The sequence below is a fragment of the Neobacillus citreus genome, assembly GCF_018343545.2.
In the GTDB taxonomy this organism is placed as follows: Bacteria; Bacillota; Bacilli; order Bacillales; family Cytobacillaceae; genus Neobacillus; species Neobacillus citreus.
This window is the reverse complement of the sequence record NZ_JAGYPE020000007.1, coordinates 36,088-54,372: the sequence shown is the minus strand read 5'-3', so window position 1 is coordinate 54,372 and position 18,285 is coordinate 36,088. Positions and strand designations below refer to the sequence as shown.

The 18,285-nt window shown below is 34.2% G+C and carries 13 protein-coding genes; 2 read left to right on the top strand and 11 right to left on the bottom strand.

Annotated features, from left to right (window positions below):
* Positions 1-198: 198 nt before the first annotated feature.
* The 4 genes from KHB02_RS06105 to KHB02_RS06090 form a co-directional block, all read right to left on the bottom strand.
* Positions 199-966: a four helix bundle protein gene (locus KHB02_RS06105; RefSeq protein WP_213147718.1), complete on the bottom strand. Its 768-nt coding sequence runs from the start codon at positions 964-966 to the stop codon at positions 199-201.
* Between the two features lie 162 nt (positions 967-1,128).
* On the bottom strand, positions 1,129-1,905 hold the full coding sequence (locus KHB02_RS06100) for a four helix bundle protein (protein WP_213147719.1): 777 nt from the start codon (positions 1,903-1,905) through the stop codon (positions 1,129-1,131).
* A gap of 16 nt (positions 1,906-1,921) precedes the next feature.
* Entirely contained in the window at positions 1,922-2,680 is a 759-nt protein-coding gene (locus KHB02_RS06095; RefSeq protein ID WP_213147720.1) for a hypothetical protein, read from the bottom strand.
* Between the two features lie 111 nt (positions 2,681-2,791).
* Positions 2,792-4,093: a hypothetical protein gene (locus KHB02_RS06090; RefSeq protein WP_213147721.1), complete on the bottom strand. Its 1,302-nt coding sequence runs from the start codon at positions 4,091-4,093 to the stop codon at positions 2,792-2,794.
* Positions 4,094-5,557: 1,464 nt separating this feature from the next.
* Here KHB02_RS06090 and KHB02_RS06085 point away from each other — a divergent pair.
* Together KHB02_RS06085 and KHB02_RS06080 are read left to right on the top strand one after the other, a co-directional pair.
* Positions 5,558-6,550: a ParM/StbA family protein gene (locus KHB02_RS06085; protein WP_213147722.1), complete on the top strand. Its 993-nt coding sequence runs from the start codon at positions 5,558-5,560 to the stop codon at positions 6,548-6,550.
* On the top strand, positions 6,519-6,815 hold the full coding sequence (locus tag KHB02_RS06080) for a hypothetical protein (protein WP_213147723.1): 297 nt from the start codon (positions 6,519-6,521) through the stop codon (positions 6,813-6,815). Before KHB02_RS06085 ends, KHB02_RS06080 begins: the two co-directional genes overlap by 32 nt.
* A gap of 58 nt (positions 6,816-6,873) precedes the next feature.
* On the opposite strand, the gene KHB02_RS06075 is transcribed toward KHB02_RS06080, so the two are convergent.
* The 7 genes from KHB02_RS06075 to KHB02_RS06045 form a co-directional block, all read right to left on the bottom strand.
* On the bottom strand, positions 6,874-9,573 hold the full coding sequence (locus KHB02_RS06075) for a phospholipase D-like domain-containing anti-phage protein (protein ID WP_213147724.1): 2,700 nt from the start codon (positions 9,571-9,573) through the stop codon (positions 6,874-6,876).
* A 15-nt stretch (positions 9,574-9,588) separates the two neighbouring features.
* Complete coding sequence (locus KHB02_RS06070; protein ID WP_213147725.1) at positions 9,589-12,510, bottom strand: anti-phage-associated DUF1156 domain-containing protein; 2,922 nt, start codon at positions 12,508-12,510, stop codon at positions 9,589-9,591.
* A gap of 15 nt (positions 12,511-12,525) precedes the next feature.
* Complete coding sequence (locus KHB02_RS06065; protein ID WP_213147726.1) at positions 12,526-13,086, bottom strand: DUF3780 domain-containing protein; 561 nt, start codon at positions 13,084-13,086, stop codon at positions 12,526-12,528.
* Positions 13,087-13,098: 12 nt separating this feature from the next.
* Complete coding sequence (locus KHB02_RS06060; RefSeq protein WP_213147727.1) at positions 13,099-16,200, bottom strand: DUF499 domain-containing protein; 3,102 nt, start codon at positions 16,198-16,200, stop codon at positions 13,099-13,101.
* A gap of 93 nt (positions 16,201-16,293) precedes the next feature.
* On the bottom strand, positions 16,294-16,533 hold the full coding sequence (locus tag KHB02_RS06055; RefSeq protein WP_213147728.1) for a TIGR04540 family protein: 240 nt from the start codon (positions 16,531-16,533) through the stop codon (positions 16,294-16,296).
* 210 nt (positions 16,534-16,743) lie between these two features.
* Positions 16,744-17,745, bottom strand: coding sequence for a hypothetical protein (locus tag KHB02_RS06050; RefSeq protein WP_213147729.1), 1,002 nt, complete (start codon positions 17,743-17,745; stop codon positions 16,744-16,746).
* A 60-nt stretch (positions 17,746-17,805) separates the two neighbouring features.
* Complete coding sequence (locus tag KHB02_RS06045) at positions 17,806-18,249, bottom strand: helix-turn-helix domain-containing protein (RefSeq protein WP_213147730.1); 444 nt, start codon at positions 18,247-18,249, stop codon at positions 17,806-17,808.
* Positions 18,250-18,285: the final 36 nt, after the last annotated feature.

Here is an 18,285-nt window from a genome sequence, read left to right as displayed (position 1 = left end):
CCTGTTGTTACCTGGTTTTGGCTAACGAAACAGTAATTCAGGTGATAAATCTTTTGATTCATCTATAAAATTTAATGTACAATCTATTTCTAATAGCATCCTTTATTAACAAACACCTTACCATACAGATTCCCGTCACCATCATGCCTTTTAAATACGGCTCCTAAAACGGGGCAGGTTCAACTAACTTACCTCATATTAAACAATTAAATTGTTGCATCTCTTTACAAATTCCAGTTGAATCTCCCCAGCTTCTTCATCCAAATGAACGTATTCAGATTTTGTGATGAAATTCTCCATTACCACGATGTCCAAAAAAGAGCGAATCTCGGATAGACTTCCAATCGAATAATTTAATTTTTGAAACCGCCTACCTGAATTTGCACCATTTGATTTGGTGAAATTGTTATAGACGCTATCAACTGCCCTATTTAATTGATCGAATAAGTTACTCGACTCTTCTTTAGGGAGTCTTCCTGCCATCTTTTTAATAGCATTTCTAAATACCTTTACTCTATCAAAAGTGTCTTCTTGGCTTGTAATCTTGTCCAAGCTAATTGAACACCTTGAAACTGGCTTAAATTCAGATGATAGATAAGGTTCATTTCTTTTCATTAAAGCATTTATCATTCTTGCAATTTCTTTTGTATGAGCTTGAAATCTATTATATTTTTCTGCCACTAACTTCTCTTGTATAAACAATATATCCATCAAGGACTGGCATTTTTCTAACTTACACATTGCAATATCTAAATGGTCATACTCTCTACCATAATAATAGTTCCCATTTCCTTCCGCTATATTTGCAACAACTGCACAACTCGCTTTTTTCAACGAATTCTTTATAAACCTATCGGAAGATTTCAAAGTCTTAATCATTGTATAGATTTCCTTTCGGAGCAGAAGTGCCTTTTTATAGACAATCAAATCTCGAAAGTTTCCAATATACTCCTTTATTGCTAACATATAAATCTCCTTACAAATAATATTGGCTCTTAGTCAACGCTGAAATTGTGATTCATTTAGAGAGTATCACTTAACTGGGGTTGATAATTTAGAGGATTTTTATTGGGGATATTCGAAGACCATCAACTAATATAATGGTATAGCAATTATCAAGTTTTGAATCTACTTGACTTGCTCTATTGTGTTCGAGCTTTTCAATCGCCCAAAATAACTGTTTAATAATTTCACTACTTGAATCCTACACTCTTCAATGGCTTTCAACTCTGCTCTATTGTTACAGGCTGTTTTGTTGAATTGTCGCAAGTACCTGCTCAATTTTCCCAAATTGTCCTTTGCTTCATTGAATTTTTTAATCCTTACTTTAACGTTCAATTGACCTATACCAGTTGCTATGAATAGTGGGTTATTTATTGCCAGTCGATATGCTTCCTCTGCTATTTCATAATTGATTTCGAAATCTACACTATCTACCAACCAATAAATAGTTTGCATTAGGTCGATGGAGCGATTATACAAGTGGGATTGACGAAAGTCCTCTACCATCCACTTTTCCACCTCTATATTTGTAACATACTGTTCAAGCCTCTTTATCAGAGTAAATGACATTTTTAGAAGTTCAACTGCCTTGCATTCAGCCTCTTGAAATTCCTCATACATTAGAAACCCACGTACTAATGCCAATTGCAAAAGCGTTCTACATTGGCTAATGCATAATAACGCACCATTTAGATAGTTAAACTCCTTGGCATGATACATTGTTACACGACTTTGAGCAATATTTGTTCCGATTGAAATTGCTGATTCCCTTAACTTCTCACGAATAACTAAATCAGGGAAATGTTCCGAAGTAGCATACACATCCTTAGCAAAACTAAGGGATTTTGTATATACCATCGACTTCCTCGAATTGTTATTATATTGCTTTCTCAATGCTTGCATAGATTTCGTTCCTCCTCTAACCTTCTTGACAATAAGCACTTGCGGGGCGAAAAGTAAAATAACTCCGCAGTTTCTTGTTTGAAGTAGTTCTAACGTCAAGCTGAAACTCATAAGCGACATCTTTTAAATTTGAACGAGAGAATAAGTTTGGATGATCAGAGTGTAGATATAGGGAAAATGGAAGGTATGCAGGAAGAAACACATCCTGATTGAAGAACTTCCCAACGGAGATTTTCGAGGTGATTAGAACGGGAATCTTATACTTGAATGTGATCCTTGATAATACAGGAATTAGGTTTGACGAAAGAAAATACTTTGTATTGCTATCCCATATAATAAATTTTATTTCAGGATTTTGGTCTAATGATTGAGATATAAGTTGAAGACAATCATGTGGTTGTTTAGATTGGGGGAATACGATCTCTGTATTGATAATAAGAGAATCGACTTGGGATTGGAATGAGGAAGATAGTAATTCAACCGCTTCATGTTCAATTTCAGCTATTGAAGTGAAATTATGAGGATTTTGTCTGAATAGCATTCGGCTCAAAATTATATCTTTCATGGAACATGACGGCTGTTCTTTCTGAACAATCAATACATGTGATCCTTTATTTATAAACTTCTCTGCAAGTTGGGTAACAAATGCATCTTTCAAGTAAGTGTCATCGTATTCCAGTAAATAGATGCCTTTACTTTTTATTCCCTCGTAGATTAAGTCGAAGTTTTGGAAGTTTGTATGCTCATAACCATTCGGTAGATATAATTCATTCAATTTTAATTTCTCCTTTATTTATAGTAGTTTTGTTTACTATTATATTTTACAGCTAAACGCTACTACTTTTAACAACATTTTGGTTGGAGCTTGTTCGAGCCTTAACCATATCTAAAAAGGAAGCATATCATTACCAAAAGTGCCTGGTTGAGACTCTAACCGTTCAATTTCCCTTTTGCTTCTGAATGTATCAGCTTGTTTGCATTTTGAAAGGTCAACTTTTGATTGCTTTACCAACTGCTGTATATCAATCTCCTTTACAAAGTAAACCGACTTTGCATAGTTCTCTCCAAATACAGCAGTCATCGTTTTCTCATTTAATTTTGTGATATTAGTGATTTTATTTTTGAGGAGTTTTTGTGCTTTTGCTTCCGCTATTCGAAGGAGCTTTTTTGTATATTGAGGGATAATGAAGAAGGTAACAAGTTTGTAATTGTCAATATTTCCTCTAATCTTCATAGCACTTTTGAGAAATTCCAATGGAAAGCCTTCAATAGTTGGTGGCACTTTTTCTATAAGACCGAGGCAAGCAAACATATTAACAGCTCGTCTAACGTTTGAAGGATCTCTATTAAGAGCATCACCTAAGTATCGAGATGATACATAGAAGAGCGATTCATTCTTATAGGAATATCGTTTTGAAATTACGTGCTTTTCACTGTGGGTGATTATTTTTAAGAGGATGTCCAAGTAGCTTTGAGTCAACTTTAGTAATGAGTGGTACTGATTGTGCCAGTCTATTTTAGCATTCTGAATGTTATCATTATTAATTTGCACTTTATTCATTTGTTTCATTTCCCATTTATGCTCTGAGTAAGAACACCCAAGAATTTGTATTAATATTCTACGATGAACTGCAAAAGATTCCCCTTCCTTTGAACATATTATTTCAAAAAGGTCAAAGACATTAAGGCTAACCGAAGAACCATTAGGTCGATTGGTAAAGTAATGGAATATTCCATTATTATCTTTACTGATAGAAGCCCAATTTTCAGCAAATAGGAAACATGGAAATGAACGCTTTCCTTCATATTGCTGTAATTCAGTAAATATCTCAGCAAATAAATTTTGTCTTAAAACATACCTCGTAAAATCCTCATGAGTCTTTACACTTCTTGGTAGGTTGAAATTTATTTTCTGGATTACAATACCTTTTAATCTACCATTATAGATAAGATATTTTCTCATATCATTCTTCTGGCTTTTTCTAATTATCCTCCATCCTGTTAGTCTACCATCATCTACCTTTTTCATCTCAGTAAGGCGAATTGTTTTAATTCTTTCATCTAAAGCGTCACCAAGTAGCCCCACATTCTTTAATCTTATTTTTTCTTCTTTTATTCTTTTATTTGCCTTTTTTCTTAAATACTTTTTTGAAACTTTTAACTTGAATATATGATCTAAACTTTTCATTGAGTAATCATCCTTTCTTAACTTTAATTACACAATGATTATATGAAGTTTATTTATTAGGTACAATTCGTTTTATGCTTTATACCGTCTAAGCCATTTCATGATCGTTTTTGGTCAATTAATCTGCAAAATAAGATTTCCCAAATCCCCTAAAGCCCTTTAATATCAATGCTTCCAGTAAATATCCGTTGCACAAAAGGAAGAGCCTAATGTCTATGATAAAAATTCTCTTTGAGAAATGTGTTATTCCAGAATTAAAGCAAATTTCAAATTACAATATCCATTGTTGCTAAATAAATTCCTTTTATCCTATTGCTATAGGATTCATTCAACAATAAAAGGATGAAAAGAATAACTTTTAACTGACAAGCTATGCTTGTTGATTTGGGTTCATCCGTATATTGTGGCTGTCTTTGGTTGCAAATGCCTATAAATGTTGAGTAAAAAATCAAGTAGGTCAAAACATATACCTATATATTGCAACTACAAAAATCATTTATGGTTTCGATACAGCAATAAACGTTGTTGATATGCGGTTTCTTTTTTCAATTTCTATATGAATCACTCGACATCATAAGGATGAAAACCGTAACTTTTAACTGACAAGCTATGCTTGTTGATGTGGATTCACCCATATACTTTGGCTGTCTTAGGTTGCAAATTCCTCCTAATGTTGACTAAATAGTCAAGTAGGTCAAAACAAATACCTATATATTGCATTCAAAAAAGATAGTTTACGAGAATGCTTGCAAACTCTGAGGTCATTGGCAATATTTCTTGCAAATTCTTTTAGCAATCGGCTCTTTTTTGCAGTTCCCTTTAGATAACCTTCGTTCATCTTAGAGGGTAACTTTTAATGGTCGCTTACGCTTGGAAGTCCATAAAGGTATCTGCACTTCACCAAAGGGATAAGCCATTAGATGGATGTAAATTCAATATAGGTGATACTTTTTTAAATACTCGATAATCAGTTGTTATACATAGAATCAAAAACCAATATTGTTTGTTGCCAATTTTCAAATCCATTCGCTGATAGACGTTGCAATAAGTCAGTCAGAATACAACCTATACAGGCTCTAAGATATATGAAATGTTTTATTCCGATCATCTTTAGGCTTCGCATGATGCGAGGATTCTACAGTACAAGAGGTCTTTAAGGCTTCCCCAGATAAAAATTTGCAGTGTTTTACCACAATATCAATTGTTGTAGAGATTACCCCTAAGCAATTTCTCAATAGGATTATGTTGAATCTAAATATATATAGTAGAGTTTATTGTTCCGTAATTACAAATAATGCAAACCTATTAGTAACAAGGGTTTGGGGCAAGTTCTTCAAACAATTTTTTTTGTATGAAATATATGACACTATAAGACAAATATTTTCATATAACTTCTTATATTTCATACAGAGTTGCATATGATAAAAGGTATTTAACAATAAATCATAGAAAGGAATGAAGCAGATGAATGAGATTTTAGTAGCTTGCGATTCAGGTAAGCACAGCACTAAATCAAAATGTTTACACGATGGAAAAGAATACTCAAATATTTTCCGTACAAAAGTGCAAGAAGCAAAAAATGTTGATATTGACCTAATTAGCGGATCTTTCAATGTCCATTTTCAAGGGAAATCGTATATGGTGGGTGATGTTGTTGGAGAAGATAAGGTTTCATATGAAATTACTAAAAATACGATAGAGCATAAAATCGCTATCTACACAGCCATTGCCCAATTATTAGGAAAACTGAACACCCTACAAGGAGCAAACATTCAATTAGCAGTTAATTTCCCAATTAGTCTATTTAAAGATCGATTACTTAAAGATATGTACAAATACGAACTAACGAATAATGGGGAATTGATTATTCTAAATGTGAACAACCAATTGTTTACGTTTCGGATTACAAAAATTATGGTAATGAATGAAGCCCTTGGGCCGATATATGACCGTATTGGGGAGTTCAGAATGAAAGATTCTTTAGTCGTTGATGTTGGCTCTTTAAACGTTTCATTTTGTAGTTACAATGGGGTGCAATACGACTTGAACAGTATGATTTCCTTAGACAAAGGCATTAGCACCCTCCAAAACAAAATTGCTGAAAAACTCACTGAAAAATTCGGAACCTACGTAAATAGTGATGATGCTCTTCGTATTATGAAAAACGGCTATCTTGTCATTCGTGGAGAAAAACAAGAGAAAAGCATTGAAATCATCCAATCCCTAACACAAGAGCATGTTCAAGATATTTTTAATCAAGCAATTGGAAAAGGTATTAGTTTTAACAACCGAGAGATTATTTTTGTCGGTGGTGGTAGTATCATTTTGCAAGATTTACTCCAAAAGGAATTCCCTCTGGCAACCTTCGAAAACAATCCACAATTTTCAAACTGCAATAGCTTCCTCAAAATCATTGGAGCTGTCCATGGAAAAGAAACCTCTAAGATTAACAATTAGTTTCAGCCAACAATATGAAGATGTTTTTCATTATCTGAACGCACAAGAAAACACAAGTAAATTCGTCTGTGGGTTGTTACAGAGGGAAATGAAAAATGCTACTAAACAAGAGGGTTTGGAGAAGCAAGTATATAAGATTATCCAACAATATATCGAAAGTGGACAACTATCTTTCACAACTGACAAAACAACGGCAATACCCTCCAAACCTAATACTCAATTAATGGATGAAGAGATAGATATATTGAAAAGGTTATTTGATTAAAAATAAGAGACGTTCACAATGATGTGTGCGTCTCTTTAGTATTAGTTGTAGTTATTATCTACCAACCTTGTTCGAAGTATTTTCTCATTTCTTTACGATCTAACACTTTAGAACAGCTTTCCCAATCAATCTTACCTACAGAGTTGTTATATCTATTTTCAAACGGATGCTTTTGAGGAACTTCATTAATACGTTGTTTTGCCTTTTCTATATCATTTTGTGCGATGTCAACCCAGACATCTTCCAATACATCTGGTAGCTGACCAAACACACCATGGATATTTTTAAAACGCTCAGATAGCAAGCTGTGTACCCTATCTTCAACTGAATCTTTATATCTTAAATTAAAAACATGTACGATATCGTTCACTTGACCTATACGTTGAATACGCCCTTTTCGTTGCTCCAATCTTGTAGGATTCCAAGGTAAGTCGAGGTTAATGAGAGTACCTAATGTTTGTAAGTTTAACCCCTCACTTGCAGAATCAGTACCAATTAATAATCTTAGTTGTCTCTGTTTTACTAAAGACTTTAACTCTTCTTTTTCCTTTTTAGTAAAACTACCATCTACAAAAATACCTGATTTATCTCCACCTGCATATAACCCAACACTTTCTCCTGGGAATTTTTCAGATAGCTTTTGAGCAACCCATCTGGCGGTATCAAAGTATTGAGAGAAAATAATACAACCCTTTTCAAGCCATTTCCATTCGGTTAATAATTGAACAACCTTTTCGAACTTTGGATCAGTAGCTTCATTCGTCTCTAAAGCCTTTACATATTTTACAAGAAGTTCTTCTTCTTCGGGAGTAAGGTTTTTAATATCCCCTTCATCGTAAACGTCATCTTCTTCATCAGCCCATTCAGCAAAGGAAGTATTCCATTCGTTCAGCATTTTTCTGCCTGTGTTTAATCCTGCTACAACGGAGCTACCAATTCTTTTCAAAAGTAATGTTTTGAGGAATCCACTGCTTTTATTCCTCTTTCCTAATAAATTACAGAACTCCTCTGCAAACATATAGGCTTGCTTTAGGTAGCTTGATAAAACGAGAGCATCTTCATCTGTTTCACCATGTAATTCCACTTCAATCTTCTGTAAATAAGGTTCTCCAGTTTCAGGATTAATGTTGTTTTCTAAATAACCTCTTTCTCTTCGGACAACATGCCGTATATACGGATTATATCTTTGATAAAAGTTATTATCTAAAATTCTCCCAATTTTCGCCTGATCTGGTTTTGAAAAATCAAGAATATTAGTATTGATAACAAACTGATCGTCTTTTATTCCCAGTTTTCTCCTAATCATTCCAAATGTCATTTCATCTTCATGAGACGGTGGAAAAGGATTTCGAAGCCACTCCCAATTTTCAGGATTAAAAAAGTCCATCGTTTCTTCACCAGTTATAAGTTTCAAACTCCTTGGAATCTGCTCTCTCTTTCTCCATAATGAATAGCGATTTCCAAGTACACTTTCATTTTTTTGAGAAAGAATATTCATCAAATCCCATAATTCAATAGGATATAATTGAATTGGAGTTGCTGTTGCCAATAACATGCTTTTTGTTTTTGTTGACATACTTAATAGGAAATCATAAAGATTATTAGGATCTGGACTTTGGTTTTCCTTGCTTTCACCTAAATTCTTTCTTCTTGCTCTATGTGCTTCATCTACAATTACACATTCATATTCCTTGGATAACAAATGCTCAATTATTGGAGATTTAGAGACAATAAGACCTTGCGAAACAATACCAATTTTCCTTGGACATTTCTTTATATCTTCTAAACCCCTATTTGGATAATTAAAGCCATTTTCATCAATCCATTCTTTTCCGTTCCAAACAGCAGAAGGAATGTTTAACAATGTACTTAATTCATCCTGCCACTGCCACAATAACGTTTTAGGAACGATCACAAGAATAGGCTTCTCACCATACAAAGCCATTAATTGTGCAGACATCGCAAGTTGAATTGTCTTTCCAAGACCAACTTGATCGGCAAGGATGTATCTTGCCCCATGACTACGTTGATGATCTCTAAAGGCCAAATCCACAAAATATTTTTGGTGTTCCCATAGCCCAAACTCCCCCCTAATTACAGGAGACTCTACCGCTGTTGAAGCAGGATTAGGGTTTACCTTCCATTCATCAACCGTATCGATAATTTCTCGTTCCGAAATCCTCTTAATATCTTCAATTATGAATTCTGATAATGGTACCGCACTTGGATCATTCCAGAGTGCATCAAATTCCTCTTGCACCCACTCAACTGCATCCTCTGAGTCGTCTTCCCAAACTAATTCATAATTTAGCTTCCAAGCACTGTACGTTTCATTAGCACTTCCTAAAAAGGTAGTCTTAGTACCACCATCTAATGTTATAATGCCAGCTTTACCATGAATTAAACCAAACTTTTCATCGGGAATAACTCTTACTTCCATCTTTCCAGTTGAAAGCAATTCATATAATTTTTTAAATCGATTAGATGCATCAGGTAACTCTTCTGGCTTGAATTCACACCATTCTCTTCTAATTGCAGATTGAGCAAGCCTTGCAGTTTCTACATCTTTAATGTGAAGACCAGAATTACATACTACTCTAACTTTCCCCTCAATCTGTTCTAAGGTCTCTCCTGCAACTTCTAAAATAGAAGAACTAAAATATCCTGCAATTCGATCATAATTCTTTGCGTTCTTTAATTTATTGTTTAAAAGAGAGGCACTAACTGCCTCTCTTCTTGTAGAATACCTTCGTATCATATGTCCGCACCTACCTTAAATACCATCATTGCGTACAGCTTCTCTTAGTAATCGTGCGTAGTATGCGTCTTGATGCCAATGATTCATATGAGAAATGTTTTCAAATCTTGCAATGAAACCAAGAATCTCCATAATTGCAGAACGTTTATCCCAATACTCATTATTCTGGTCGTACTTTGCTTTTAGATAATTTTTACCTTCTGCTGTTGATTCTGCCTGTACACTTTGGTAAATAGAGACCAAAACATGCCTCATTAAAGAACTACTGAAAGTGTCTCTATCGATTCCTTTTGTTCGATATTCTGAAGCTGTCTTTAATCGGACAGTGTTTGCTTTGAAATTTTCAAACATGTCTTGGTAGTCACCAACTCCGAATCCCCTTGCCAATTCCTGGTAGGCACTAATTTGATGAATATTACCGATTTCTAATTCAAGACCTCGAATGAAAAATCGCTCTTCAGGTAGTAAATCTCTCCAAATTAGATTGTCTACTCCTTCTGGAATTAAATAATCGTATGCTAATTTTACTGCCTTATTAATTAAGGCTTCTATTGGGCTTTCCTCGTTAGCATTCCTTGGCTTTGACAACTCATACTGTACGTCTATACCTTCAATATCCTTATATGCTGTTAGTACCTTTAAGGAAGATGCATAGGATGCCAATAAATAATCTGCATCTGAAAAGTTAGGATCCTCTTTGTCATCAAGATCTCTCATGCTATCAATCTGGAATTGAACTTCTTTTTTGATTTTTCTATAAAGTTCATCCTGGAAAGCAATATCATGTGATGTTTGCTTTTTTAATATAAGGATTACAGTTCCTTTTACATAGTTACCATTTTTTAAACCACCTGACTCTGTCTCCGTTGCAATATTCCATGCGGATACAACTCTTAAACCTGATGACCATAAAATCATCGCCAATTCTGCCCACACCTTTACATCTTGGTGGGTAAACATAACTACTTGTGTACCATTATCGGGCATATTGTTAGAAAGGTTTCTGTAAACTTCAATCATACTTTTATTGAAAGTTTCTCCAGTTCCCTTGACCGCTAATGCTCTTTTACTATCAGAACTCCATTCGGGTAATATTTTATCTAATAGCAATTTATCCCATGCTAAAAAAAACTCCGTTAGCTCATGATAATTTACCGCATCAGCATAAGGCGGATCTGTAATCCAGACATTACAAACTTCATTAATACTTCTTGCATCAATACTTTTTACAATCGATTTACCATTTATATGTTCGTTGTTAATATTCATAAACCAAACTGTTCTTAAAGAAGTCAAAGCTCTTAAACCATAATTAAAAATAGTATTCAGTGCCTGATTATAAAATGTTTGCTCACTTTTTTCTGCCGAAGCACCACTATGCCATCTACTGAGTTTTGAATTATAGTCTGCTAATCGATTCACACCCAATAAGCCTAAAACTGCTTCTTTTTTAGTTTTATGATGCTCGTAAACTGCCTTATTAAATAAACCTAATATTAGCAACTGTCTTGGATTAAATAATTGATGCCAATAATGCCATCCACGTTCCCTTATTGGTTGATCATTATTATAGCCACCTTCAATTAACGATGATGGTATATAGCCTTTTTCCTGCCAATCAGGAAATCTTTCAGATAACAGCTTAATTACCTTTTCTTCTCTTTTTATATCATCAGAATTCGGCGACCTAAAATATCTTTCTGTCTTATTATTACCCTTTTCATCAACATAATTTTTTACATAACGAATACAATATAGGCGTTCCTGAAAAACATCACTCTGTCTTGGCGTGAATTCATTCTTATTCCATTTTCTTAAACCATAAATGGTTTCTCCTTGATCATCTTTTCTGTCTTTTCGAAGAACAGCAATCGGTGTTTCCTTTTTGCAATGTGGGCAATATAAATTGTTGCCTTTAATTGTTTTCATTCTTTCAGCAATATTAAACTGTTCCTTTGAAGCACCCTGAACTATATCAAAATCAAAACCATTTTTACCATCATCTTTTAATATAGCTACAGTTTTTGTACCTTTACCAATTACCCATGAAGGTGAGAGCGGAACATTATAACCACATTCAGGACAAACTGATTCATTACAATATAAATAAGAATCAGCTCTATGCCCTTCTTCATTATGTTCAATCTTCCATTCCTCTATTTGTTTATCAACTTCATCATAAATAAAATGTTGAAAATGTCTTAACTGGTTGATTTCATCTGAAGATGCACCCGCAATATTCAGTCCTGACCATGTTAATACCGAAGCTACAGGGTTTAAATCTGATGCAAAAACTTTTGCACCAATTCTTGCCGATTCAAATGGAATACTCCCCCCACCTGCAAAGCAGTCCCCAATTATTGGAGCTTGACTAAATCTTTTCTCTCCAAGTTGCTGTATAAGTTCTTGAAGATTTGAAGCTGAGGTTTCTAAATGGCTATTAATTTCTGTCCAAGCTATTTCAGATAGGCCTGTTACATGTTCAGGTCGATCACAGTATGTTATCTTTTCATCGTAAGACATTCTATTAAAAGTGAGTTCCTGTAAATGTTCTTTTTCAGCCTTTGTTATTCCTTTTTTATATGTCGGTTTTTCCTCGGTTGATGTTGAAGTATAGTAGCTTTCCTTTTCTTTATTTGTGAGTAGATTATATACTTCCTTAGTTGTTAGGTTTTTGGACTTTCTTAGTAATAGTCCTTCATCATCCATGGTAAGAATTTTCAGGAATATATCTCTGTCTTTCTTAGGATTATCAGAAACAGGAAGTAATACACCTAACACAGTCGCCCTAACAAGGATAAGGGGTTTACGCCCCCACCACTTACCCAATCCTGTTAAAGTTTGGCCAAGGTTGGCTTTACGTTCTTTATAACTTTCCTTCGATACTTTTGAAACAGGAAATTGTGTTTCAATAAACGATCTACTGTAATCTAACAAAAAACTTCCCCCAGTCTAAACATTTTTATATAACATTTCTAAAATGCTTCCTTGGTTATTTTCTAAATCATCTACAGGATTTTCTGTTAAAGCAAATCTAATTGCCTTTCTCCAGCCTCTTTTATCATCAGCATGTCCAGTAATTGCATTTGCCATTGTAAATAACCACCATCGTTCTTCTCTGCTTAGTCCCGACCAGTTTTTTATGGCGGTTGAGATAAGTTGCGGATCTGAGTCCTCGATTGCCCACATCAGTAATACCATTTCTTTTCCTAACAGTCGTTCCACTGGTATATGCCCAGTTTTGAATCTGCCAACAGTTATATCTTTTTCCTTCAATCTATTATTAAAAGAAGCTGTCAAAGGATCTTTAATTAAATTCCATTTATGTCGATCCAATACTACTTTTAAATTGGTTTCAAGGATACCTGTATGCTGTTCTTCTGATTCTTCATCCCATTCAAATCGTTCATACACTGCTACATCTTCTTTTGAGCTTTTAGGCGTTACAAGTAAAAAGTGATGCTTAGATTCTTCGGGGTTATAGCCAAAACCTAACGCCTTTTTTTTCGCCATAAGACTACCTCCCTATTGGCTAATACTATTTTTGTACGTTTCTAAACTTTGTTTATTTTCCGCAACCCAATCCTCAAAATTTTGACCTTTTTCAAAACTACATTTTTCTATATTCATCGAAACTTCAATGTTTTTATCTTTAAAAAACACGTTCCGTAATTCATCTAATTGTTTTACATAAGATTCAGTTTCATGGAAAGCATAGTTATCAAATGAAAGGGACATCCAACTTTGTTGCATTGAATTTGCTTTTTCCATCACATCTAAAGTAACTCCTGCCACTTTCGCCTTATGTTTATTAAGTATTTCAAGTTGTTTGTAGACCTCTGATGTAACAGATGCCCTTAAAGAATGACTAAGTGTTAAAGGCTTATCTTTCTCTACCTCGAATTTGGATTCTGTAATCGGTATCGTTACTGGTTCAGAAAATATTCCTAAATCTTCATGTACTGCAATCGCTTGTACAAATTTTGTCCCTTTTGGAACTTCAAACACATCATCATAAACCCCACCGCTATTTTTGGGGTTTGAACCATCAGTGGTATATTTAATCGTAACCTTAGGAGATGTTGCTTTTAGTTCAATATAGTTATTCCCATTTTTATCAAATGTGTCATATTGCAACTGAACATTACTTTTCCATCGTGTTAATGTACCTGTAGCATGTTTTCCAGTAGTATCAACACATAAGAATGTTAAAGACAGCTCTGAAGTTTTAAATGTATTAAAATCAGTCACCTCTAATGATCCAGGAGTTGCATCACCATTAATTTCGTAATAGACTTTATCTCCATTTTGCGGTGTGATTTTTAATACAACTTCACCTGTAACTGGATCTCTTAAATGTTCAAGCTCTCTAACATTTACTGAAGTCTCAGGTGCAGGTGGTTCTTTGTCAAGGTAGCCACCTTCTTCAACCCAAATTCCTTTTTTCAGGCATTCACTTTTTAAATCATCTAATGCTTTCGGATGATGCCACGACCAAGACGTAGTTGTTGCTACACGTTCTTTGAGATCTATCCATCGCATTTGGCGAGAAGTAAATATACGTGACTCAAATTTTCTTCTAAATATATCATTTGATGTATCTTTATCAAATTTCATTACATCAATCAGTACATTTCGGATTTGTTCTTCTGCGTCAAATTTGTTGTTTTTAAATTCCATTTTAAAGTCACTGGATTCAAAGCTATCTGATGTTGGATAATACAATGTGATAAACGTTTCCCTTGAAGTCTGTAGCAAGTTTAACTCTACTTTATGCAGAATTTCCTGAGCCGATTGGAATTGTGAATCACTTTCAAGAACTTTCTCTTCTTTCATCCGATCGATAATAGATTGAATGGCTTTTAACTGTTTGGATACATCCAATAAGTTTTCCATAGAATTTCTTTGACCAGTTAAAAACATAACCCTATTCTTATATTTTACATTTTCATAAAACTCTTCTAAATCCTTCTTTAACCCTACTCCGTTTGGATTTGGCTCAAATAAGATTAGCATAGTTTTATCCTGTTTAATTTCAATTTCGTCGATAGCAGGAAAGACCTCAACCTCCTGGTAGCAGTCCTTTAATCCAGGTGCAAATTTATCAGTTAATACCTTTTTAATCTCTTGTTTTGCAATTTCATCTGAATACGTGTCTACCAATGAAAGTAATTCAGCATTAACATTTTTCACATCTTTAAAAAATAGACGATTATCACGGTCAGTATATAAATACCACGCTTTTACCTTGAATTGTTCCAACACACTTTTGATCTCAGTAATATTTCTACCTGGTTTCACCATTATCCCAACTGCTTCTTGTAGGGACAGTCCGTTAATAACTCCCGTTACATCACCTAAAGATGAAACCAAGAGTAATTTACTAAGATCCTGCATATCTTGGCTATTTATAATAGAATCAATCTCTTCGGATACCGATTTCCCATTTTGAGCAATATCGTGTGAAATAGCATTTGTCAATCTCGGCTTGATACTACGTACCATAGAGAACATTTCGGTATTATTCAAATCCATATCAAATGCATTAAGCAGATAATTTGATTTTGCTTTTGGTTCGCTTCCGCTATATAAGTTTTTCACCATGATTCTTGTAAGCCTAATAAAACCCCTTGTTTGTTGGAATCCTGGATTTTCTTTGAATCGGGCAAACAAATCTTTTATAGAAGGATGGAACGGGTATGCATCCTTAATACCTGTATAAACCTGTTCAGGAGATAAGTTTGTATAGTTCATTTGCTTCGCTTCTTTAACTGCTTCTTTATAAGCCATTGCTATTTCATGTTTTTCATCTTCTGTTGCAGTAGTCTCAAACAAACGCTTTTCTAAAATATGGTACAAATCATCACTGGTAGTTCCAACTGGCTCAATATTTATGGAACTGCGGCCAATTTCATTTTCTAAATTCTTGAATGACTTTTGTATTAGCCCTGAACCTGTTTCATATGTTGCTTGTAAATCAGAAATTACAAGACAAACATTATGAAGTTCTGATTTACCAAGGGCATTGAAAAGATTGGACAAAGCATTAGTCGTAATATCCGCAAGTGTACCTGTACCCGCAGTAATTGTACGTGCATATTCCAAATAAGGTGGTAATTCATCAAGTAGAATTAATGTAGGTTGACCTTTTAATAAGTTGATCCATGCTGATTGTCCAGGTGCTTTTAATGGTGCGTAATAATCCTTAAACAACTCTTCTTTACCAAGCTGTCTTGCGATTTCACCCCAAATTCCATATGGAATATCACTTTCACGCCCTGTATAGGCAACAACCCTAATTTCCTCATCAAATGTTGATATACCATCTAATACTTTCTTTCTGAGTGAAGGGTTTTGTGCCAATAGACCAAGAGCCACCATATTATGGGTTTTCCCACCACCCATCGACTGAGTAAGTTTTACTAACCCGCTTGGTGCTTTTCCCTCGAATCTTTTAAATGCAGTTTCAAATACTCTTCGCATACCTTCTGTAACATATGTCTCATTAAAAAAGTCCTCTGCATCAATTGAATTATCAATTAAATTAGCTAAATCTAATGTATCGTCTCTTTTTGCTTCATCAAAAACACTTTCTCTTGGCTTACATGCATCGAAAAGACTTTTCATGTCTTATCCCCCTAAAAAGTTAGTATCAAAAAATAAACATATTAAAAAAATTTTATAAACAAAAAAAGTAAAGAAGGCAGAAAAAAAACATTGCTATAGATCTATATTAAGTATCTTTTTGACTACCTCTAATCGGCGTTTCCCACATTGTTGTTGGATGATCTTTGTAAAGGACTGATCTTTTAAAAATTTGGTGGGATTATTTTCATACAAGGCCTTAACGGTGTCTATCATTTCTTGCTCAGAAATTTCGCTATCCCAATAGCAGTCAATTGTCTGATTAACCGCTGATGCCAAATCCCTCTGCGTTTTATGAAATAACTTTAATTCCAAACTTTCCCCTCCCCTATTTTTACTAAACTTATACTTTACTTATATTTTATCTTTACTCTCTATATAAAACAATTAATATCTCACTCCAAAATACCTATAAATTGGAATAGAAAAAACAGACATGTACATCAATTTTTGAAACATTGATGTTCTATGTCTGCTTTTAGAAACAAGTAAGCAGGAATTAAAATCCACTACCTCACTTAAATGTTAGTTTTCCAACCATCCTTCTTTGTGCTTTTCCCACATCTGTTCTTGAATGGCCGTACCATAATAAAATGTGTAATTGGTTAAATAGAAGATATACATATTCATCAGCTCGACCAATTGATCAATCTTTTCGAACTTGTGTTCAAACTGCTTTACAAATGTGACTAATTTCAAATTGAGATTGTCACATTCTACTTCATTTTCAATTTTATTTTCAAAGATATTTTTGCGTTTCACCATCTCTTGGTAAAGGTCTTCTGTTTGATTTGTAAACTGACAGCTTACATAAGATTCACCATTACGATTGTTGTAAACCAGCTCCAAATTGATTCCTGCTCTACCGAGTCCATATTGAATTTTATTTATATCAAGCGTTCTCTTCTCTCGATATATATTGGGGTATTTCACTCTACTCCGCAGTTCCTTAATTATATAGGCATTGGTTCTTTCTCGGTCTGTAATTCTATCAAACTTGAATTCACCTTCCTTATCAATATCATTACAATGACTTTTATATTTATCATAGATGTCATTGTAAACGTCTACCTCATTTAACAACTTTAAGTTATCCATGACATGTAGGACATGCATATTATCCAGTTGTTCAAGTAACGGTATTACGCAAGAATTAACTTCTACTGCATAAAACTCAATCGACTTCTCTTTTACCTCATGAATTATTTTTGCTATCTTTTTGATGATTTCCTCAGAAAACCCTGTAGCTCCCCAAATGACTATGCTATTGTGAGGGGCTTTTTCTATTATTTCCGCAATAGAGTTTAAGTGTCGATCCTCTTTAGATGCAAAGCTAATTTGATTTTCAACGAATATGAATCTGCCCGCTATTGACTGTCCAAAAATATCTATCTTCTTTCCTTCGAAATAATGCTCCCATTTTAAATGCTCCACTTTTTCGGAGATTATGTCTTCAATTGCTCCCTTAACTAACAACGTAATATACAAATTCAGATAGTTTTCTTTATCACCTTTTGCATTCCCCATCTTTACTGCTCCTTTTATAAAAAATAGAGAGGAAATAACTAATCTCCTCTCATAAACTTTTTATATAGTTAATACCTGCTTCAATTCGTCTACAACTTCCTTGATTTCATAAATATCTGCAATTAAGGTGTCTTTTTCCCAAGCAACGTCATTTATGACATCAATCAAATTTAAAAGCTGTTCAATCACTTTTGGACTAACTGTTTTAACTCCATCAATTGTAAATTCGCAAGAAAATAATAGCTGTTCCAATGGAATTACACTGCCATTTGTCTTATTTGAACCTACCTCTAAAAGATCAGCAGGTTCGACTGATAATGCAGAAGCTAATTTTTCAATGACTGGATAACTTGGACAAAGACGACCATGGTTCTCCAAACGGTTTACGTAGCTTTCACTTATCCCCGTCATTTCCCTGATTTGTCTGAGGCTTAACCCCTGCTTACTTCTTAAATATTTCAACATTTTTCCAAAATTCTGATTAATTGATCTTACCTCTTTCATTTCCTACCACTCCTCCTGTATTTCGCTAAGCGAAAC